Raw genomic sequence first — 18,831 nt, 5'->3', positions numbered from 1 at the left:
CAACGATGGCGGCGGACGCTGTGCTCTGCACCGATGGCCACGCCACCTACGAGGCGATCGCAAAGACCACCCGCATCACGCACTTCGCGCTGAACGGCGGGAAGCGGTCTCGCCGTATGCCGAAGACCCATCACATCAACACCGTGAACGCCCTGATCAGCCGCTACCGGGACTTCATCCGCCCATTCTGCGGCCCGGCTTCGCGCAACCTCAGGGCCTATGGCCGGTGGCACGCTGCCCGTGAGAATGGCGACCGCGATTACCTTTCCATCTTCAAGGCATTCCTCGATACGCCGCGGCCTGCCAACACGCTATGCTGACATCGCCATGCCGGATTTCTACGGCGCCATCACGGACGAGCCGTTCCCGATCGGGGCCATTCCCGACGGCGCGATCGCGCCAGAATACTGGCGTCAGGAGGTGCCCAACCCGTTTCCGGAGCATCCGCGCGGCACCATCGTCGTCGATCCCGACCGCGCGATGCTGCATTTCATCGAGTCGCCGGAAACGGCAACGCGCTACGGCGTCAGCGTCGGCGCCGCCGGTTTCGCGTGGGAGGGCACCGCGCGACTGCAATTCACCCGTGACTGGCCGCGCTGGAAGGTTCCGGCCAGCATGATTGCGCGCCAGCCGGACCTGGCGCCGTATTCGGTGGAGAACGGCGGCATGGATCCTGGGCCGGACAACCCGATGGGCGCGCGGGCGCTCTATCTCTTCCGGAACGGGAAGGACACGCTTTACCGCGTGCACGGCAATGCCGTGCCGCTGGAACTGGGGCGTGCGGTGTCGTCGGGCTGCATCCGGATGCTGGACCACGACGTCATTCACCTGGAGGCGCGGTCGGTGCACGGCGCCTCGGTCATCGTGCTGCCGTCGCAGGGGCGCGGGCGGATCGACGCGGTCTATTGATCTGAACGAAAAGGCCCCGGCACGCTGCCGGGGCCTCTTGTGACATCCGGTCGGACCGATCAGGCGGCCTGATCGTCCTTCGCGAGGTTGCGCAGCACGTAGTGCAGCACGCCGCCGTGCTTGACGTAATCGACCTCGATCGCGGTATCGATCCGGCACTTGAGGGTGATCTCCTTTTCGGAGCCGTCCTCCATCGTGATCTTGCAGGGCAGTTCCGCGCCCGGCGTCACGCTGTCGAGCCCGGTGATCGTCACGCTTTCCTTGCCGGTCAGGCCCAGCGACTTGCGGGTATCGCCGCCGGTGAACTCGAACGGCACTACGCCGAAGCCGACGAGGTTGGAGCGGTGGATGCGCTCGAAGCTCTCGGCGATGACCGCCTTCACGCCGAGCAGCGCCGTGCCCTTGGCCGCCCAGTCACGCGAGGAGCCCGCGCCGTACTGCTCACCGCCGAAGATGACCAGCGGCGTGCCGTTGTCCTGATAGGCCATCGCGGCGTCGAAGATCGAGGTCTGGTTGCCTTCGGGATCGAGCGTGTAGCCGCCCTCCACGTCGTCGAGCATCTCGTTCTTGATGCGGATGTTGGCGAAGGTCCCGCGCATCATCACCTCGTGGTTGCCGCGGCGCGAGCCGTAGGAGTTGAAGTCCTTCGGCGCGACCTGGCGTTCGACCAGGTACTTGCCGGCCGGCGTCGTCTCCTTGAACGCACCCGCGGGCGAGATGTGGTCGGTGGTGATCATGTCGCCGAGGATGGCGAGCACGCGCGCGCCTTCGACATTGTGGATCTCCCCCGGCTCCTTGGACATGTTCTGGAAGTAGGGCGGGTTCTGCACGTAGGTCGAATTCGCCGGCCAGTCGTAGGTTTCGGCATCCGTCGTCTCGACCGCGCGCCACTTCTCGTCACCCTTGAAGACGTCGGCGTACTTCTCCTGGAAGCTTTCGCGGGTGACGGTTCTGTCGACGAGTTCCTTGATCTCCGCCTGGGTCGGCCAGATGTCCTTGAGGTACACGTCGCCGCCGTTGGGATCCTGCGCGATCGGGTCGTTGGCGATGTCGATGTTCATGTCGCCGGCGATCGCGTAGGCCACGCAGAGCGGCGGCGAAGCGAGGTAGTTGGCGCGCACGTCGGGGCTGATCCGGCCCTCGAAGTTGCGGTTGCCCGACAGGACCGATGTGGCGATCAGGTCGTTGTCGGCGATGCACTGGCTGATCTCGGCCGGCAGCGGGCCGGAATTGCCGATGCAGGTCGTGCAGCCGTAACCGACGAGGTTGAACCCGATGGCGTCGAGATCCTCCTGCAGGCCCGCGGCCTCCAGATAGGCGGACACGACCTGGGAGCCCGGCGCGAGCGAGGTCTTCACCCACGGCTTGCGGTCGAGGCCCAGCTCGCGTGCCTTGCGCGCCACGAGGCCGGCGCCGATCATCACGTATGGGTTCGACGTGTTGGTGCAGGAGGTGATCGAGGCGATCACCACCGAGCCGTCATGGAGCTGGAACTCCACGTCCTCGCCGTCGATGTCCTTCATCTTCACGAAGCCGCGGCGGTGCTTGCCGGTGTCGCCGGGGATCGTCATCGGCTCGGGCATGCCGCCTTCGCCTTCCCAGCGGACCTCTTCCTGCGCGCTGGCCTGCTTGCCGTTGCGCTCGCCCTCGATGTACTTGTGGAAGGTCTGCGCCGCCTCGTCGAGGTTGACGTGGTCCTGCGGGCGCTTGGGGCCCGAGATCGCCGGCTTCACGGTCGCCATGTCCAGCTCGAGCGTGTCAGAGAACACCGGCTCCGACCCGGCCTCGCGCCACATGCCCTGCGCCTTGGCGTAGGCTTCGACAAGCGCGATGCGGTCCTCGTCACGGCCGGTCTGGCGCATGTAGCGCAGCGTTTCGTCGTCGATCGGGAAGAAGGCGCAGGTGGCGCCGAATTCGGGGCTCATGTTGCCGATCGTCGCGCGGTCGGCGAGCGTGACGTTGTCGAGCCCGTCGCCGTAGAATTCAACGAACTTGCCGACGACGCCCTTCTCGCGCAGCATCTGGCAGACCCGCAGCACGAGGTCGGTCGCCGTGGTGCCCTCGACCATCGCGCCGGTCAGCTTGAAGCCGACGACCTCGGGGATCAGCATGGAGATCGGCTGGCCGAGCATCGCGGCCTCCGCCTCGATCCCGCCGACACCCCAGCCGAGCACCGAGGCGCCATTGACCATGGTGGTATGGCTGTCGGTGCCCACCAGCGTGTCGGGATAGGCCACCGTCTCCCCGTTCTGGTCCTCGTCGGTCCAGACCACTTGGCTGAGGTATTCGAGGTTCACCTGGTGGCAGATGCCGGTGCCCGGCGGCACCACGCGGAAGTTGTTGAACGCCTTCTGGCCCCACTTGAGGAACGTGTAGCGTTCGATGTTCCGCTCGTATTCGCGGTCCACGTTCATCTGGAACGCGCGCGGGTTGCCGAACTCGTCGATCATCACCGAGTGGTCGATGACCAGGTCCACGGGGTTCAGCGGGTTGATCTTCTGCGCGTCGCCGCCGAGCGCCTCGATCCCGTCCCGCATCGCCGCAAGGTCGACCACGGCGGGAACGCCGGTGAAGTCCTGCATGAGAACGCGTGCCGGGCGGTAGGCCAGCTCACGGTTCGCCTTGCCGCCGTTCGCGGCCCATTCGGAGAACGCCTCGATGTCGCCGGTGTCGACGGTCTTGCCGTCCTCGAACCGCAGCATGTTCTCGAGCACGACCTTCAGCGACTTCGGCAGTCGCGAGAAGTCGCCGCGCCCTGCGGCCTCGGCCGCTTCGATGGAGTAGTAGGCGACCGACGAACCCCCGGCCTCCAGCGTCTTGCGGGTCTTCGATGAATCCTGGCCTACAGTGATGGGCATCAGTGCCTCCTGTGCATGCTTGGGGAACGGCGAGCGTCTCGGGTGTCCTGCCCGATGGCGCGCGGCCGATCAAGGTCGGGATGCGCGTTGTATACTATCGTGCACAATCGGTCGCAAGGGGGAGGGGTGTCACCTCCTTGCGACGGGTGTCGGTCTCTCTCAAAACCTTGATTGGTCATTTCACCTGCGCTTGTCTATCCGATCGGGGTTGCGACACCGCCGAAGAGAGGTTCCATGCGCCGAGCGCCCGTTCTTGCTGCAGCTCTCTGCACCGCGCTGGCCGGGCCGCTCGCGGCGGACGAGCGACCCATCGTTGTCGAACTCTATACCTCGCAGGGCTGTTCCTCCTGTCCGCCGGCCGACCGGATGTTGCGCGAGCTGGGCGAGGACGCGGACGTGATCCCGCTGGCGCTGCACGTCGACTACTGGGATTACATCGGCTGGAAGGACAGTTTCGCGCAGCCGCGGTTTACGGCCCGGCAGAAGGGCTATGCGCGCGCCGCGGGGCGCTCTTCGATCTACACGCCGCAGATGGTGGTGAACGGCACCGACGACATCGTCGGCAACAGGCCGAAGGACCTCAAGCGCACTGTGGCGCAGCATCGCGCGCGCACCACCCCCGTCGAGATCGAGGTCGAGCGGCGCGGCGAGGTCCTTCACCTGTCGCTGGAGACCGAGACGCCGGTCGCGGCGTCGAAGATCTACCTGGTGCGCTACGCCCCGTCCGAGACGGTGGCCATCCGCCGGGGCGAGAATGCCGGGCGCAAGATAGAGTATACCCACATCGTCACCGACTGGGACGTGATCGGTCACTGGGACGGTGCAAGCGCGCACCACGCCGAGATCGCCATCGAGGGTGACGCGCCCGCCGTCGTGCTGGTGCAGGTGGAAGGCTACGGCGAAGTGCTGGCGGCGGCGCGCTTGCGCTGACGCCGGGCCTGCCGCTCGGGCTTCCAGCGGCGGTGGATCCAGAACCATTGTCCCGGATCGGCCTGGATGCGTGCCTCGAGCGCCGCGGTCGCCGCACGCATCATCTCCACCGGATCGCCGTGCGGGATCGGCGCGTCGAACTCGGCCACGAAGCTCTGTCCGTCCGGCTGGCGGATGCCGAAGAAGGGGATCATCAGCGCCCCGGTGCGCAGCGCGATCTCGGCCGCCGAGGTGAGCGTGGGCGCGGGCTTTCCCAGGAAGTCGATGGGCACCCCGCGGCCCGAGTAGATGTCGAAGAGCAGCACGCCATGCCCGCCGGCCTTGAGATGCTTGACGAGGCCCATCGTGCCGCGGCGCCCCTGTTCAAACACCGGCCCCGAGAGGCGCGCCATGTTGGCAGCGTAATGCGCGTTGAAGAAGGCGTTCTTCATCGGCCGATAGAGCCCGCCGACCTGCCATCCGCGCGAGACCAGAAGCGCGCGCGGCGCTTCGAAATTGCCGTAATGGCCGGTGACGAAAAGGATGGGGCGACCCTCCTCTCGCGCCGCCTCCATCGCCGCGACGCCCTCGCCGACAGGGGTGGCGCCGGTCATGCGGTCGCGCAGGCCGAGGACGTCGTAATTCTCGATCATCGTGCGACCGGCATTGTCGGCGACACGATCCGCGAGCGCGCGCGCCTCCGGCTCGGGCAGGTCGCGCCAGACATGGGCGAGGTTGCGCAGCGTGCGCTTGCGATAACCGGCAAGTGGGGCGATCACGCGGGTGACGAATGCGCCCATCAGACGCAGGCGCAGACGGAGAGGCAGCGCGAGGCAGAGCGCGATGGCCGAGCGCAGCGCCCGGTCGGTGGCCCAGTCGCGCCAGGTCCCGGTGGGCGGCGCCGGCCGGGCGGCCTGCGGTCCGTCGGTCCTGTCTGTCTCGGCCAAGAGCGGGCTCCCTTGCGGTCAGACCAGAGACATACGTGCCGCGAACGCCAAGCTCAAGAACGCGCCGGGCGGGTGGGATCACTCCTCTTCGGGTTCCACCAGCTTGATCTCACCGACATTGACCAGGTTGCGGATCGCGTCGATGACGGCGCGCTGCGCCTCTTCGGCGTCTTTGGCGCGGGGAACGGGGCGATCGCCCACCTCTTCGCGCAGCGACGCGGCGACCCGCTTGGACATGTTGTCGAGAAGGAAATCGACGGCGGGGGCGAGTTCCTCGGACCGGGCGCCGGCGAGCGCGGTGACGAGCGTGTCGTTATCGACCTCGCGGCTGATCTTCGGCACGTCGGCCGCGGACACCCGCTCGGGGATGTTGGCGAAGGTGAAGATCGCCTTGCGCACCGCCTCGGCGAAATCCTTGTCGGTCTCCTCCAGCCCTTCGAGCACATCGTCGCGGATCCGGTCGGCGGAATAGTTGAGGATCGCGCCGACGCGGTCGACCGATGTGCTGGAGAATGCGCGCGGCGGCTCCGCCTCGATCTGCGCGGCGAGGGCGAGGCCGATGCGGTCCACCGTCTCGGGCGTGATCGCGGAGGTCTTGGAGACGGCGTAGGTGATGCGACGCGCCAGCGGGCCGGGCAGCTTGCCGAGTACCTGCGCGGCCTTCGTCACGTTGATCTTGGTCATCAGCACCGCGGCGATCTCGATGCTCTCGGAGGTGACCATTTCGGCGATCTTGTCGACCGGCAGATTGCCGATCCGTTCCCACGGATCGCCGAGCTGGCGCACCCCGGCCTCCTTCCGGAGCCGGCGGGCGGTGTGCGCGCTGATCTTGCCGTCGAGCCGGTCGAGCGCGCCGGCGACGCCACCGGGAAAGGACAGGCCGACCGATTCGAGTTCCTCGGTAAATTCCTCGATCACCTGGTCGAGCGTGGCGCGGTCGACGTAACGCATGTTGCCGAGCTCGACCGTGAGCTCCTCCTGCAATTCCTCGGGGAGTGAGGACAGGGGCACGTCGGCGCCTTCGTTCAGGATGAACTGAACGATGATGGCGGCCTTCGCCTTTCGGGTCAGGCTGTCGGGCCGGCCGGCCACGGGGCGCGGCAGGGCGGCGAACGGGCGCAGGGCGGTCATGGGCGTCGGGCACCGGGGGTTCTGACGGTCCCGCCCAGAGTTATCGGAGCGTCGTTAAGGAACGCTTACGCGCGGATAGATATTCGTTCGAACTTCGTGGCCAGATCGGTAGGCCCAAAGGGTTTTTGGACGCGGCCGCCATAAAGCGCCATGCCTCACCCGTGAGATTGCCGGACCGCAGCCCGGCAATGCGTGGCTAGGGGCCGATGTCAGCCGGTAACGGTGACGCAGGCGCCCTTGTCTGAATCGTAGGTCATGCCGTCGCCGCATGACATCGCCTGCTTGCCCCAGTCGCAGGTCGCGCTGGCCGAGGCGGCCGAGAGGGCGGTCAGCGCCGCCGCGGCGAAGATCGTCTTTATCGTCATGGTCGGTCCTCCGGGTTGCATCTCGCAACGGTAACGCAACTTGACGCAAGGTCAAAGCCGGACCGGCGCAACATCGCTGCGCCGATGGGCCGATGCACGAGTCCTAGGCGGTGCCGAAGACGCGGGCGAAGATCGTGTCCACGTGCTTTGTATGGTAGCCGTGGTCGAACTTCTCCGCGATCTCGTCCTGCGACAGGACGGCGGTGACGTCCGGATCGCCCGACAGCTCGGTCTGGAAATCGCGGCCCTCTTCCCAGACCTTCATCGCGTTGCGCTGGACCAGCGTATAGGCGTCCTCGCGGCTCACGCCTTTCTGGGTCAGTGCCAGCAGCACCCGCTGCGACATCACCAGACCCTTGTACTGGTTCATGTTGCGCAGCATGTGCTCGGGATAGACGACCAGCTTGTCGATCACGGTCGTGAGCCGCGCCAGCGCGAAATCGAGCGTCACCGTCGCGTCCGGGCCGATATTCCTCTCCACGCTGGAATGAGAGATGTCGCGCTCGTGCCAGAGCGCCACGTTCTCCATCGCCGGCAGCGCCATGGACCGCACGAGGCGGGCGAGGCCGGTGAGATTCTCGGTCAGCACCGGGTTGCGCTTGTGTGGCATCGCCGAGGAGCCCTTCTGGCCGGCCGAGAAGAACTCCTCGGCCTCCAGCACCTCGGTGCGCTGCATGTGGCGGATCTCCGTCGCGACGTTCTCGATGGAGGACGCGATCACGCCGAGCGTGGCGAAGAAGGCGGCGTGCCGGTCGCGCGGGATGACCTGGGTCGAGATCGGCTCGGGCGTCAGGCCGAGCTTGGTGCAGACATGCTCCTCGACGCTCGGGTCGATGTTGGCGAAGGTGCCCACGGCGCCGGAAATCGCCCCGGTTGCAACCTCTTGCCGGGCGGTCTTCATGCGCGCGAGGTTGCGGTCCATCTCCGCGTAGAAGCGCGCGAAGGTCAGGCCCATGGTCGTCGGCTCGGCATGGATGCCGTGCGAGCGGCCGATGCGCACGGTATCCTTGTGTTCCAACGCGCGGCGCTTCAGCGCGACAAGGAGCCCCTCGAGATCCGCGATCAGGATGTCGGCGGCACGCACAAGCTGGATGTTGAACGTGGTGTCGAGCACGTCCGAGGACGTCATCCCCTGGTGCACGAAGCGCGCCTCCTCGTTGCCGACAATCTCGGCCAGGTGCGTCAGGAAGGCGATCACGTCATGCTTGGTGACCGCTTCGATCTCGTCGATGCGGGCAACGTCGAAGGTCACGCCGTCGGCCTTCCACACCGCTTCGGCGTTCTGTTTCGGGATCACGCCGAGCGCGGCCTGCGCGTCGCAGGCATGGGCCTCGATCTCGAACCAGATGCGGAACTTGGTCTCGGGAGCCCAGATCGCGACCATGTCGGGGCGGGAATATCGGGGGATCATGGGGAACCGGACCTTTCACGGGTTGTTGACGCGGTGGGCGCGGTCTTAGACTTGCCGAGGTCAGGGAACAAGTGACGGAGAGCGCTTGAACCACCAAACCGATCCCCGCGACGCCATGGTGCGTCTGCCTGCCGGTCTGCCGGACTTTGCGGGCTGCTGGCGGCTCAGCCGCCGCATCACCGACCGCAGCGGGGGGCAATCGGGCCATGCCGAGGGACGGGTGGAGTTTCTGCGCGACGGCGCGGCGTTACGGTATTGCGAGACGCTGACACTGTATCTGCCGGGGCAGGGACCGATCTCGGGCACACGGAATTACGTCTGGCTGCCCGATCCGGTCGGCATCGCCGTGACCTTCGACGACGGCCGGCCGTTCCATCGCATCGCGCTTGGCCAGGGGGCGCCGCGGGACGTGCACGATTGTGGCGCCGACCGCTACGCGGTGACCTACGATTTCGCCGACTGGCCGGTCTGGGCCGTGACCTGGGAGGTGACCGGCCCGCGCAAAGACTACCGGATGGAGACGCTGTTCGTGCGTGAGAAGTTGCGCGAGGGGTAGGCTCTCGTAGCACTTGCCGGAGCGCTGGCGCTCGGGCAGAAGAGTGCGCAAGGATTTGCGACAACGGAGGCACAGCCCATGACCACGGCAACCCGGAGAAACGTGCTGGTGGAGACGTTCGGCGCCAGCGAAGGCGCTGCGCTGCGCCTGAAGCAGGCGGCACTGGTGATCGGCGGCATCGCGGCCTTCGCCGTGCTGGCCAAGATCAAGGTGCCGGTGCCGGGCTCTCCGGTGGCGATGAACATGGGCACCTTCGCGGTGCTGACCATCGGCGCAGCCTACGGCCCCCGGCTCGGCCTCGCGACGATCATCGGCTACATGCTCGTCGGCGCGCTCGGCTTCGACGTGTTTCAGAGCTCGACGGCGGAGATGAACGGTCTGGCCTACATGACCGGCAGCACCGGCGGCTACCTCGTCGGCTACGTGGCGGCGACGCTGCTGCTGGGGATGCTCGCGCGGCGCGGCTGGGACCGCTCTGCGCCGCGGATGGCCGGCGCGATGCTGCTGGGCAACGTTCTGATCTACGTGCCGGGCCTTCTGTGGCTGGGCATGCTCTACGGCTGGAACGAGCCGATCATCGCCTGGGGCCTGACGCCGTTCCTGCTGGGCGACGCCATCAAGCTGGCCCTCGCGGCGGTGCTGCTGCCGGCGGCGTGGAAGCTGGTGGGCCGCGCGCGCACCTGATCGCACGGGACGCCTGAAGGAAGGGCGCGGTGGGCGGTAGCCTGCCGCGCCCTTGTCGTTTGGGAGGGGTTGGTGGCTATTGACCGGCGATGCGCAGCAGCGGGTCGAGCAGGCCCGCCTGCAACAAGACCTCGCCGGTGCCCGCCAGCGTAAGCACATGGATCGACAGGCGGATATCCGTGCCTCGGCGCGCGTGGATGAGGGCCAGCACGGCCGCCATCGGCCAGTAGACTACGGCGACCATAGCCGTGAGCAGCCAGGTTGCGGCACGGCGTTCGCGCGGTTCCGGTTCGGGCGGCGCCTCGGTTTCCGGTGCCGGGTCCGGCGACGCCAAAGGAGCCGCGAAGAGTTGTGCCTCGTCCTGGAGTAGCTGGGCGAGGTTGCGCTCGATCCGGTCGATACTGTCGTCGGTCTCGGGCAGGGCGGACACCTCGCGCCGCGCGGCGCGGCGGGGCGAGATGTAGCTCTGGGCCGCCACGAATTCTTCGGGCGTGAGCGCGACTCCCGTCTGCAGCCATTCGACGTGTTGCGCCTCCACCAGCGGCAGGGCACGCAGTACGATATCCGAGAGAACCGCCACCGCGCTGTTCAACGTCGGCGCCTCGCGGCCAGGGCGCGGAGCAAGCTCGAAGGTGATGCGGGCGCCGCGCATCGGGTGCTGCTCACGCGTGACGCGGACGATGATCGTCTTCCCCGCAGCGGCAGAATGCGCGGTCGAAATTCGCGCGGCGCCGCCGTCCTGATGGTTGAGCACATCCGCAATGCCGCGCAGGAACACGGCCGGATCGGTGCCCGCGGCGCGCGGGATCAGAAGGGTGGCGTAGGGGCGGGCCGGATGCGGCATGGGGCGACCTTGGGGTCAGCGGGGTTGCCCCTGATAGTACCGGCCAATTGGAAGATATTATGTCGAAGGCCGGAAGCTTCCGCGGCACACTGAGATCAGAGCGCACCGCGGGGAGGCGTTCAGTTGCCGACACGCTCCGCCGCGTAGGCGATGGCGCGCTGGTAGTTGCCGCTGTCGTTCCATGCCGACAGGACCTGGAAGTTGCGCGTGCCCTGCCCGAATGGCTGGCCCGGCTGCCAGCCGTTGCTGCGCAAGAGGTTCGCGGCAGAGGCCAGCGCGTCGACCGCGTTGTACGGGTCGGCCCGGCCGTCTCCGTTGGCGTCGACGCCGTAGCGCGCCCAGTTGCCGGCGAGGAACTGCATATGGCCAAGCTCGCCTGAAGGGCCGCCCTGGGTGCTGGTGGAGATCACGCCGCGATCGACAAGTTGCAGCGCCGCGATGGCGTGGCTTTCGAAGCGCGGATGGCGCCGGCAATAGGACGCGAGCGTCACCGCGCCGCCAACCACCGGCGTCTTGCCGAGATAGCCGCCGAAGCTCGTCTCCAGCCCCCAGATCGTGGCGAGAACGGACCCCGGCACGCCGTAGGCGTTCTCAAGCGAGGAAAACAGGTTGGCGTTGCTCGACACCTTGCTCGCGACCTGATTGATGAAGCCCTGGGCGGAACCGCCCGATCGCTTGGCAAGGAAGGTGGCCGGGTCGCCGTAGGAGACGCCCGACTGGCTGGAGGGCTGCGATTCGAAACGCCAGGTGATGCCAGAGAGCTGCGCGGATTGTAGCGCCTGCATGCCGCGCTGTCCGACACCGGAGGACGCCGCCTGTTGCGCGAGGCCTTGTTTGTAGCCGTTGAAGGCCCCCTGGCTGGTGATGCACTGGGCGGACCACGCCGCCGGTGCGGTCAGTAGCGTGAGGCAAAAGGCGGATAGGATTCGGCGCATCGAGTGCTCCTTGCTGGAAACCGTCAGAAAACGACGGTAGCGCCGAATCGTTCCTGCGTTAAGCCATCCGGTCCTCGCCGCGTTGCTCTGGAGTCACATCACCCCCGGCACGGCGACCGCAAACAGGACCTGGCAGGCCGCCACGCCGAGCGACAATATCCGGGCGCGGTGGGGCGAGCCGCCCGCCTTCGGTGCGGCCGCGGCAATCTCCTCGGGCGAGGGGGCGCGGGTGAGGATCTCGCGCATCTCGCGGGCGTCCTCGTCGTGCAGGCGCGGCGCGGGGGCAGGGCGCGAGGTGGACGCGCGCCCCCTCGCGCGCCCTTCCGACCGCGACCCTATCGGTCGCAGGTGTGCGGGCCGGGGCGTGCTGGCGCGCGGCGCGGTGATGGCGCGCCGCGGCACCACCGGGCCGCGGGTATCGAGATCGGTCGCGAGCGCGCCGAGAAAAGCCGCGCGCGGCAGCGCATGGCGCGCTTCCAGCCATTCGACCTCGACTGCCGGAACGCGCGACAGCAGGTGCCACACCAGCGTGGCCAGCCGTGCCTGCAACGCCGCCTCGCCCGCGCCGGGATCGCGGGCGAGCAAGTGGACATTCAGCCGCGCGCAGCCGCCTAGCGTGCCGACACCGAGGTCGACGCGGAAGATAGCGGTCTCGGCGGTCAGGCCGGTCTGGGTGTGATGCAGCGCCGGCGCTTCGTCGTCGATATGCGGCAGGCAATCGGCAAGCAGGCCACTCAGCGCATGGACGGTCAGGTGCAGATCCTCACCGAGGATCAGCGCGGCACGGGCGGTCGGTGTCGGCTCGGATTTGACGTTCGGAACGGGCATGGGGGCGGGGCTCCGTGGTATCTGGTACGGTCGTTTCTTTTATGATCCTGAGACTGCCCGAGATTCGCGTCTCAAGTGTGTTTTCCAATGACAAAGTATAGGGCGAGACGCACCATATGCGGCGCAACCCGGTCCGTTTCCAGGGAAACTGGGCATAATTCGGACATCGTTAATAAATTGGTCAGGTTGCGAGCTCACGCGAAATCCCCTCCAGGTTGTCAGGTCGCGTCGCGGTGCCGCGGTTGCCACATGAAAACGGGCGCCCCCGGAAGGGCGCCCGTACCAGACGTTTGCGATTCGATTGGCGATCAGCAGCTGTAGTAGAGGCCGAATTCCACCGGGTGCGGTGTGTGTTCGTAGAGCTCCAGCTCTTCCATCTTCAGCTCGATGTAGCCGTCGATCTGGTCCTTGGTGAACACGTCGCCGGCCAGCAGGAAGTTGTGGTCGGCCTTGAGCGCGTCCAGCGCCTCGCGCAGCGAGCCGCAGACGGTCGGGATGCCCTCGAGCTCTTCGGGGGGAAGATCGTAGAGGTTCTTGTCCATCGCCTCGCCCGGATCGATCTTGTTGGTGATCCCGTCGAGACCGGCCATCAGCAGCGCCGCGAAGCACAGGTAGGGGTTCGCGGACGGGTCGGGGAAACGGGCCTCGACGCGCTTGGCCTTCGGGCTTTCCGTCCACGGGATCCGCACGCAACCCGAACGGTTGCGGGCGGAGTAGGCGCGCAGAACCGGCGCCTCGAAGCCCGGGATCAGGCGCTTGTACGAGTTGGTGGACGGGTTGGTGAAGGCGTTCAGCGTCTTCGCGTGCTTGAGGATGCCGCCGATGAACCACAGCGCTTCCTGGCTCAGGTCCGCGTACTTGTCACCGGCAAAGAGCGGCTTGCCGTCCTTCCAGATCGACATGTTCACGTGCATGCCGGTGCCGTTGTCGCCGTAGATCGGCTTGGGCATGAAGGTCGCCGACTTGCCGTAGGCCTCGGCCACGTTGTGGATGATGTACTTGTACTTCTGTAGCTGGTCGCCCTGGTCGGTCAGCGACGAGAAGATCAGGCCGAGCTCGTGCTGGCACGACGCCACCTCGTGGTGGTGCTTGTCGACCTTCATGCCGACGCGCTTCATCGTCGACAGCATCTCCGAACGCAGGTCCTGGCCGTGGTCGACCGGGTTGACCGGGAAGTAGCCGCCCTTCACGCCGGGGCGGTGGCCGGTATTGCCCATCTCGAACTCGGTGTCGGTGTTCCACGACGCGTCGATCGCGTCGACCTCGTAGGACACCTTGTTCATGGTGTTGGAATAGCGGACGTCGTCGAAGATGAAGAATTCCGCCTCGGGGCCGAAATAGGCCGCATCACCGATGCCGGAGGACTTCAGGTAGGCCTCGGCCTTCTCGGCGGTGCCGCGCGGGTCACGCTCGTAGGGCTCGCCGGTGTCGGGCTCGACCACGGTGCAATGCAGGCAGAGCGTCTTTTCGGCATAGAACGGGTCGATGTAGGCGCTGCTCGGATCGGGGATCAGCTTCATGTCGGAAGCTTCGATCGATTTCCAGCCCTGGATCGAAGAGCCGTCGAACATGAAGCCTTCGTCGAAGAAGTCCTCGTCGATCTGGTCTTCCAACAGCGTCACGTGCTGAAGCTTGCCGCGCGGGTCGGTGAAGCGGATGTCGACGTAGGCGACCTCCTCGTCCTTAATCAGCTTGAGAACGTCACTCTTGCTCATCCTGGGGTCCTTCTCTGTCTTAACTGTATGTTAGCTGGTTTTCGGGTGATCCGCGCGGCTCAGAGCGCGTCCGAGCCGGTCTCGCCGGTGCGGATGCGGATCGCCTGTTCCACGGGGGTGACGAAGATCTTGCCGTCGCCGATCTTGTCGGTCTTGGCGGCCGAGACGATCGCCTCGATCGCCTGGTCGACGAGCGCGTCGTCGAGCACCACCTCAATCTTAACCTTAGGCAGGAAATCGACGACGTATTCGGCGCCGCGATAGAGTTCGGTATGGCCCTTCTGGCGCCCGAAGCCCTTCACCTCGACGACCGACAGCCCCTGGATGCCCGCCTCCTGAAGCGCTTCCTTCACCTCGTCGAGCTTGAAAGGCTTAATGATCGCCTCGATTTTCTTCATGGCGCGTGTCTCCCTCGTCTTGGCTCTCCGGGGTCAGACCATGTCTGCCCGCCCGTCACAATGCGACTGAAGCGGGACCGGCGGGGGCGCGCCAGCGCAAAACCTGTGCAAAGCCGTTTTTTGTGCAACATGCACACTAAATAGGCAAAACTGAATCGGAGGGTGCAATGGACGTCCTGACGGCAGAAGAAATGCGGCGCGCGGAGCGGGACGCGATCGGCAGCGGCGCGGTGACCGGGCTTCAGCTGATGGAGCGGGCCGGGGCCGAAGTCGTGGCGGCGGCGCTGGCCGAATGGCCCGCGCTGGCGGCCGGTCCGCAGCGCGCGCTGGTGCTGTGCGGGCCGGGCAACAATGGCGGCGACGGCTTCGTCGTGGCTCGGCTGCTCCGGGATCGCGGCTGGCGGGTGGCGATCGCCTGCAGCACCACGCCCGACCGGCTGAAGGGCGACGCGGCGGCGATGGCAGAGCGGGTGCTGTCCGGGGCCGACGACCTGCTGCCGTGGACGGCAGAGGCGCTGTCGGACTGGATCGCCGCCGGCGAGGGTCCGGTCCTGGTCGTCGATGCGCTGCTCGGGATCGGCCAGACGCGCAGCGCCGACGCGCTCCTGGCGCCGTGGCTCGAGGCGGCGCCGGATGTGCCGGCCGGGCTTCGTCGCCTCTCCGTCGATATTCCCACGGGCTATGACAGTGACACCGGCGCGCGGCTCGGCGAGGAGGTGTTCGCGGCCGATCTCACCGTGACGTTCCATCGCGAGAAACCGGTGCATGCTACGCTCCGGGCCGCGGGCGGGCACGTCGCGGTCCGCGATATCGGGCTTTGATCCCGGTGCGGGACATGCCAGCTATCGTCCCATGACCGAGAACCGCATCACCCGTGAGACGCTGCCGCTGGACGCGCTGCGCAAGGCGCCCGAGGCGCACAAGTACGATCACGGCCATGCGCTGGTGCTATGCGGCGGGGCCGGGCGCACGGGCGCCGCCCGGCTGGCGGCGCGCGGCGCGCTCAGGGTCGGGGCGGGGCTGGTGACGCTCGGCGTGCCGGGCGCGGCGCAGCTCGAAGTGGCGATGCAGGTCACCGCGATCATGTTGCGGCGGGTCGACGACGGTGCCGGGCTGACGACGCTCCTGGAAGACGGGCGGCTGAATGCGCTCTGCCTAGGGCCGGGCCTCGGGCCGGACCGGGCGCGCGCCCTGGTGCCCGCCGCGCTGGCGGCCGGCCGCGCCACCGTGCTGGATGCCGATGCGCTGACCGCCTTTTCCGACACGCCCAAGGCGCTGTTCGAAACGCTGCACGAAGGCTGCGTGCTGACCCCGCACATGGGCGAATTCTCCCGCCTCTTCCCGGACCTGGCGAGGAGGCTCCGCGAGGAGCCGAGGAGCTCCGTCCTGCGCGGGGCCGCGGACCGCGCCGGCACCACGGTGCTGCTGAAGGGCCGTGAGACGATCATCGCCGCCCCCGGCGGCGCGGTCTGGATCCACGGCGGGGCGGAGGGCGGCGACACGCCCTGGCTCGCCACGGCCGGCACCGGCGACGTGCTGGCTGGCTTCATCGCCGGCCTGCTCGCCCGCGGCCTCGCCCCGGCGGAGGCTGCCGCCACCGGCACCTGGTTGCATGCTCGATCCGCGGCCGAATTCGGCCCCGGCCTCGTGGCCGAGGATTTGCCCGAGACGCTGCCGCGCGTGTTTCGCGAGCTGGGCCTTTGACCGGCCCGGCGCCGGCCCGCTTGCGCCCGAAACCCGGCCCCATTTTCCGCTCGCGCTTGCGCCACCGCTTTGCTAGAGAGCCCGGCAACCGGGCACCCGCGCGATGCGGAGCGCCCGCGCAAGCTGTTCGCGGGTGTGGCGGAATTGGTAGACGCACCAGATTTAGGTTCTGGCGCCGCGAGGCGTGGGGGTTCGAGTCCCTTCACCCGCACCAAGAGTTGACGGAAGGACAAGGACGAACATGCAGGTCACCGAGACCCTGAACGACGGCCTCAAGCGCGGCTACGCGATCAAGCTCCCGGCCGAGGAGCTGGACGCGAAGGTCAACGAAAAGCTGACAGAGGCTCAGCCCGAAGTCGAGATGAAGGGCTTCCGCAAGGGCAAGGTGCCGCTGGCGCTGCTGAAGAAGCAGTTCGGCCAGCGCATTCTGGGCGAGTCGATGCAGGAAGCTATCGACGGCGCCATGAATCAGCATTTCGAGGAGACGGGCGATCGCCCCGCCATGCAGCCCGAGGTCAAGATGACCAACGAGGACTGGAAGGAAGGCGACGACGTTCATGTCGAGATGAGCTACGAAAAGCTCCCCGACGTGCCCGAGATCGATCTGTCGGAGATCTCGGTCGAGAAGCCCGTCGCCAAGGCCTCTGACGAGGACGTCGAAGAGGCGCTCAACAACCTCGCCGAGACGGCGCAGGACTTCGAGGAGCGCGAAGAGGGCGCCGCCTCCGAGGACGGCGACCAGGTCGTCATCGACTTCGTCGGCAAGGTCGACGGTGAAGCCTTCGAGGGCGGCGCGGCGGAGGATTACCCGCTGGTGCTCGGCTCCAACTCCTTCATCCCCGGCTTCGAGGAGCAGCTCGTCGGCGTCAAGAAGGGCGACGAGAAGGCCGTCACGGTCAACTTCCCCGAGGAGTACGGTGCGGAGCATCTCGCCGGCAAGGAAGCGGTCTTTGACGTGACCGTCAAGGAAGTGAAGAAGCCGGTCGCGGCTCAGGTGAACGACGAGCTGGCTAAAAAGTTCGGCGCCGAGGATCTCGAGGCGCTGAAGGGTCAGATCCGCGAGCGGCTCGAGGCCGAATACCAGGGTGCCGCACGCCAGGTCGTCAAGCGCCGCCTGCTGGATGCGCTCGACGAGAAGGTTACGTTCGACCTGCCGCCGAGCCTCGTCGACGCCGAGGCCAAGCAGATCGCCCATCAGCTCTACCACGAAGAAAACCCGGACGATCAGGGCCACGACCATGGCGAGATCGAGCCGACGGAGGAGCATCGCAAACTGGCAGAGCGCCGCGTGCGCCTCGGCCTCCTGCTGGCCGAAATCGGCAACCAGCACGAGGTGCAGGTCACCGACTCCGAGATGACCCAGGCGATCATGAACCAGGCGCGGCAATACCCCGGCCAGGAGCGTCAGTTCTTCGACTTCGTGCGCCAGAACCAGCAGATGCAGCAGCAGCTGCGCGCGCCGATCTTCGAGGACAAGGTCGTCGACGTGATCCTCGAGACCGCCCAGGTGTCCGAGTCCGAGGTCGGCAAGGAAGACCTTCAGAAGCTTCTCGACGAGCTCGACGAGGTCTGAGGCGCGGGTCTGCGGAACGGCAAAGAAAAACGGCGGCTCGATCGAGCCGCCGTTTTTTTCGGATGCCTGGGCGCTCAGTCCGCCATGTGCCGGAGCGCCGTTTCAAGCCGGACTCGATCCTTCTCGGACACCGTCTCGGTGATGCTGCGGACCAGCGCGCGAGCGGCGGCGCGCTCCTCGTGCGTGCGCGCGGCGTTGAGCTGATCGCGGCAATAGCTGGTCAGCGCGTTGAAGGTGCCGTGGTTGTCGTTCGCGGCGCGTTCCGGAAGCGTGCTGACGGTGTCGCTTGCGACCTCGGTCTGCGGGGTGCGCGATTTGTCGAACAGGGCGCGGCCCTCCTCATCGGTCAGAAATACGTCGGACTCGATGCCCGAAAAGGTACGGATGGCGGACACGCGCTCGTCGGTCGCGTCCAGCAGCGCGGCCATCGCGGGCACCTTGCCCATGGGCACGGTCTTGCCGACATAGTCGTAAGGCGCGTTCCCCGAGCGCTTGAGCACGCGGTTCATCACCGGATCGATCACGGTGACGATGTCGCTGACACCGGCATTCATGGCCGACTCGAGCGAAGCGATCATCAGCTCGCAGGTGGCATGGTTGACGCTTCCGCGACCGTTGCCACGGCCGAGCCGTTTGGTGTCGACGCAAAAGCGTGTCGATTCCCACATATGCGGGTCGCGAATCGGCGGCTCGCCATCGAGAATGTCGGCGAAGACGTCCGAGAGCATGTGCGGACCCGTCGTCTGCAGCGCGCGGACGCAGGAGACGACATTGCCGTCGTCGTCGAGGCCAATGGCATATGCCGGGTCGAGGTCGTCGAACTGGTCGCGTTCCATGCCGTCGACGATGTTGACCTCCCAGCCGAGGCGTTCCCCGAAGACCCGGGCTCGAAGCCGGAACATTTCTTCCAGGACGTCATGAAACTTGTGTTTGTTAATCGCGTCTACGACGAGAATCATTGGTGTACCCCTTGTACTGCCCAAGATGGCGGTGCCAGCCGGCATCCCCCGCCGGCGCATGTGCTAGTTCGTTAACAATACGGAAACTTGTGGCCCGGACTATTC

At 66.9% G+C, this 18,831-nt stretch carries 18 protein-coding genes, 1 tRNA gene and 1 pseudogene; 9 read left to right on the top strand and 11 right to left on the bottom strand.

Features of this window, described 5'->3' with window-relative positions; all coding sequences use genetic code 11:
* Both F3H57_RS22235 and F3H57_RS11825 read left to right on the top strand, forming a co-directional pair.
* Positions 1-320 (top strand): annotated as a pseudogene (locus tag F3H57_RS22235) (hypothetical protein); the annotation flags it as partial.
* A gap of 7 nt (positions 321-327) precedes the next feature.
* Complete coding sequence (locus tag F3H57_RS11825) at positions 328-909, top strand: L,D-transpeptidase (protein WP_223163060.1); 582 nt, start codon at positions 328-330, stop codon at positions 907-909.
* 59 nt (positions 910-968) lie between these two features.
* Here F3H57_RS11825 and acnA read toward each other — a convergent pair whose 3' ends face one another.
* The gene (gene acnA, locus F3H57_RS11820) at positions 969-3,767 is read right to left on the bottom strand and encodes an aconitate hydratase AcnA (RefSeq protein WP_149756108.1); all 2,799 of its coding nucleotides are present in this window, start codon (positions 3,765-3,767) and stop codon (positions 969-971) included.
* 234 nt (positions 3,768-4,001) lie between these two features.
* On the opposite strand from acnA, the gene F3H57_RS11815 reads away from it, so the two are divergent.
* On the top strand, positions 4,002-4,697 hold the full coding sequence (locus F3H57_RS11815; protein ID WP_149756107.1) for a DUF1223 domain-containing protein: 696 nt from the start codon (positions 4,002-4,004) through the stop codon (positions 4,695-4,697).
* On the opposite strand, the gene F3H57_RS11810 is transcribed toward F3H57_RS11815, so the two are convergent.
* The 4 genes from F3H57_RS11810 to purB all read right to left on the bottom strand — a co-directional run bounded on the left by F3H57_RS11810 (position 4,661) and on the right by purB (position 8,530).
* On the bottom strand, positions 4,661-5,623 hold the full coding sequence (locus F3H57_RS11810) for a lysophospholipid acyltransferase family protein (protein WP_149756106.1): 963 nt from the start codon (positions 5,621-5,623) through the stop codon (positions 4,661-4,663). The two genes, F3H57_RS11815 and F3H57_RS11810, sit on opposite strands and share 37 nt — an antisense overlap.
* 78 nt (positions 5,624-5,701) lie before the next feature.
* Positions 5,702-6,754: a flagellar motor switch protein FliG gene (locus F3H57_RS11805; RefSeq protein WP_149756105.1), complete on the bottom strand. Its 1,053-nt coding sequence runs from the start codon at positions 6,752-6,754 to the stop codon at positions 5,702-5,704.
* 209 nt (positions 6,755-6,963) lie between these two features.
* Complete coding sequence (locus F3H57_RS22230) at positions 6,964-7,119, bottom strand: hypothetical protein (RefSeq protein ID WP_188129670.1); 156 nt, start codon at positions 7,117-7,119, stop codon at positions 6,964-6,966.
* Between the two features lie 103 nt (positions 7,120-7,222).
* Positions 7,223-8,530 carry an adenylosuccinate lyase gene (purB, locus tag F3H57_RS11800; protein WP_149756104.1) on the bottom strand — a complete coding sequence of 436 codons (1,308 nt, stop codon included), beginning with the start codon at positions 8,528-8,530 and terminating at the stop codon, positions 7,223-7,225.
* Between the two features lie 85 nt (positions 8,531-8,615).
* On the opposite strand from purB, the gene F3H57_RS11795 reads away from it, so the two are divergent.
* Both F3H57_RS11795 and F3H57_RS11790 read left to right on the top strand, forming a co-directional pair.
* Positions 8,616-9,086 carry a DUF6314 family protein gene (locus F3H57_RS11795; protein ID WP_223163059.1) on the top strand — a complete coding sequence of 157 codons (471 nt, stop codon included), beginning with the start codon at positions 8,616-8,618 and terminating at the stop codon, positions 9,084-9,086.
* 78 nt (positions 9,087-9,164) lie between these two features.
* Entirely contained in the window at positions 9,165-9,770 is a 606-nt protein-coding gene (locus F3H57_RS11790; protein ID WP_149756103.1) for a biotin transporter BioY, read from the top strand.
* 76 nt (positions 9,771-9,846) lie between these two features.
* On the opposite strand, the gene F3H57_RS11785 is transcribed toward F3H57_RS11790, so the two are convergent.
* The 5 genes from F3H57_RS11785 to F3H57_RS11765 all read right to left on the bottom strand — a co-directional run bounded on the left by F3H57_RS11785 (position 9,847) and on the right by F3H57_RS11765 (position 14,490).
* The gene (locus F3H57_RS11785) at positions 9,847-10,614 is read right to left on the bottom strand and encodes a hypothetical protein (RefSeq protein WP_149756102.1); all 768 of its coding nucleotides are present in this window, start codon (positions 10,612-10,614) and stop codon (positions 9,847-9,849) included.
* Between the two features lie 119 nt (positions 10,615-10,733).
* Positions 10,734-11,549, bottom strand: coding sequence for a lytic murein transglycosylase (locus F3H57_RS11780; protein WP_149756101.1), 816 nt, complete (start codon positions 11,547-11,549; stop codon positions 10,734-10,736).
* Between the two features lie 93 nt (positions 11,550-11,642).
* A complete protein-coding gene (locus tag F3H57_RS11775) occupies positions 11,643-12,377 on the bottom strand; it encodes a hypothetical protein (protein ID WP_149756100.1) in 735 nt (244 codons plus the stop codon).
* A gap of 308 nt (positions 12,378-12,685) precedes the next feature.
* The gene (gene glnA, locus F3H57_RS11770) at positions 12,686-14,092 is read right to left on the bottom strand and encodes a type I glutamate--ammonia ligase (RefSeq protein ID WP_149756099.1); all 1,407 of its coding nucleotides are present in this window, start codon (positions 14,090-14,092) and stop codon (positions 12,686-12,688) included.
* 59 nt (positions 14,093-14,151) lie between these two features.
* Complete coding sequence (locus tag F3H57_RS11765; protein WP_149756098.1) at positions 14,152-14,490, bottom strand: P-II family nitrogen regulator; 339 nt, start codon at positions 14,488-14,490, stop codon at positions 14,152-14,154.
* 167 nt (positions 14,491-14,657) lie between these two features.
* Here F3H57_RS11765 and F3H57_RS11760 point away from each other — a divergent pair, with 167 nt between their 5' ends.
* The 4 genes from F3H57_RS11760 (at position 14,658) to tig (ending at position 17,767) form a co-directional block, all read left to right on the top strand.
* Positions 14,658-15,311 carry an NAD(P)H-hydrate epimerase gene (locus F3H57_RS11760; RefSeq protein WP_223163058.1) on the top strand — a complete coding sequence of 218 codons (654 nt, stop codon included), beginning with the start codon at positions 14,658-14,660 and terminating at the stop codon, positions 15,309-15,311.
* 31 nt (positions 15,312-15,342) lie between these two features.
* On the top strand, positions 15,343-16,194 hold the full coding sequence (locus F3H57_RS11755) for an NAD(P)H-hydrate dehydratase (RefSeq protein ID WP_149756097.1): 852 nt from the start codon (positions 15,343-15,345) through the stop codon (positions 16,192-16,194).
* 129 nt (positions 16,195-16,323) lie between these two features.
* Positions 16,324-16,408: transfer RNA gene (locus F3H57_RS11750), tRNA-Leu, on the top strand.
* A 27-nt stretch (positions 16,409-16,435) separates the two neighbouring features.
* Positions 16,436-17,767 carry a trigger factor gene (gene tig / locus F3H57_RS11745; protein WP_149756096.1) on the top strand — a complete coding sequence of 444 codons (1,332 nt, stop codon included), beginning with the start codon at positions 16,436-16,438 and terminating at the stop codon, positions 17,765-17,767.
* A gap of 74 nt (positions 17,768-17,841) precedes the next feature.
* Here tig and F3H57_RS11740 read toward each other — a convergent pair whose 3' ends face one another.
* On the bottom strand, positions 17,842-18,786 hold the full coding sequence (locus F3H57_RS11740; RefSeq protein WP_316633143.1) for an acyl-homoserine-lactone synthase: 945 nt from the start codon (positions 18,784-18,786) through the stop codon (positions 17,842-17,844).
* Positions 18,787-18,831 lie beyond the last annotated feature (45 nt).

The sequence above is a fragment of the Roseivivax sediminis genome (assembly GCF_900112685.1).
GTDB classification, from domain to species: Bacteria; Pseudomonadota; Alphaproteobacteria; order Rhodobacterales; family Rhodobacteraceae; genus Roseivivax; species Roseivivax sediminis.
This window is presented reverse-complemented; position numbering and strand designations above follow the sequence as displayed.

What these genes read in the sequence shown, in the direction of transcription:
- F3H57_RS11825 (WP_223163060.1), top strand. Translation starts at nt 328, where the DNA reads ATGCCGGATTTCTACGGCGCCATCACGGACGAGCCGTTCCCGATCGGG.
- acnA (WP_149756108.1), bottom strand. Translation starts at nt 3,767, where the DNA reads ATGCCCATCACTGTAGGCCAGGATTCATCGAAGACCCGCAAGACGCTG.
- F3H57_RS11815 (WP_149756107.1), top strand. Translation starts at nt 4,002, where the DNA reads ATGCGCCGAGCGCCCGTTCTTGCTGCAGCTCTCTGCACCGCGCTGGCC.
- F3H57_RS11805 (WP_149756105.1), bottom strand. Translation starts at nt 6,754, where the DNA reads ATGACCGCCCTGCGCCCGTTCGCCGCCCTGCCGCGCCCCGTGGCCGGC.
- F3H57_RS22230 (WP_188129670.1), bottom strand. Translation starts at nt 7,119, where the DNA reads ATGACGATAAAGACGATCTTCGCCGCGGCGGCGCTGACCGCCCTCTCG.
- purB (WP_149756104.1), bottom strand. Translation starts at nt 8,530, where the DNA reads ATGATCCCCCGATATTCCCGCCCCGACATGGTCGCGATCTGGGCTCCC.
- F3H57_RS11790 (WP_149756103.1), top strand. Translation starts at nt 9,165, where the DNA reads ATGACCACGGCAACCCGGAGAAACGTGCTGGTGGAGACGTTCGGCGCC.
- F3H57_RS11785 (WP_149756102.1), bottom strand. Translation starts at nt 10,614, where the DNA reads ATGCCGCATCCGGCCCGCCCCTACGCCACCCTTCTGATCCCGCGCGCC.
- F3H57_RS11780 (WP_149756101.1), bottom strand. Translation starts at nt 11,549, where the DNA reads ATGCGCCGAATCCTATCCGCCTTTTGCCTCACGCTACTGACCGCACCG.
- F3H57_RS11775 (WP_149756100.1), bottom strand. Translation starts at nt 12,377, where the DNA reads ATGCCCGTTCCGAACGTCAAATCCGAGCCGACACCGACCGCCCGTGCC.
- glnA (WP_149756099.1), bottom strand. Translation starts at nt 14,092, where the DNA reads ATGAGCAAGAGTGACGTTCTCAAGCTGATTAAGGACGAGGAGGTCGCC.
- F3H57_RS11765 (WP_149756098.1), bottom strand. Translation starts at nt 14,490, where the DNA reads ATGAAGAAAATCGAGGCGATCATTAAGCCTTTCAAGCTCGACGAGGTG.
- F3H57_RS11760 (WP_223163058.1), top strand. Translation starts at nt 14,658, where the DNA reads ATGGACGTCCTGACGGCAGAAGAAATGCGGCGCGCGGAGCGGGACGCG.
- F3H57_RS11755 (WP_149756097.1), top strand. Translation starts at nt 15,343, where the DNA reads ATGACCGAGAACCGCATCACCCGTGAGACGCTGCCGCTGGACGCGCTG.
- tig (WP_149756096.1), top strand. Translation starts at nt 16,436, where the DNA reads ATGCAGGTCACCGAGACCCTGAACGACGGCCTCAAGCGCGGCTACGCG.
- F3H57_RS11740 (WP_316633143.1), bottom strand. Translation starts at nt 18,786, where the DNA reads ATGCGCCGGCGGGGGATGCCGGCTGGCACCGCCATCTTGGGCAGTACA.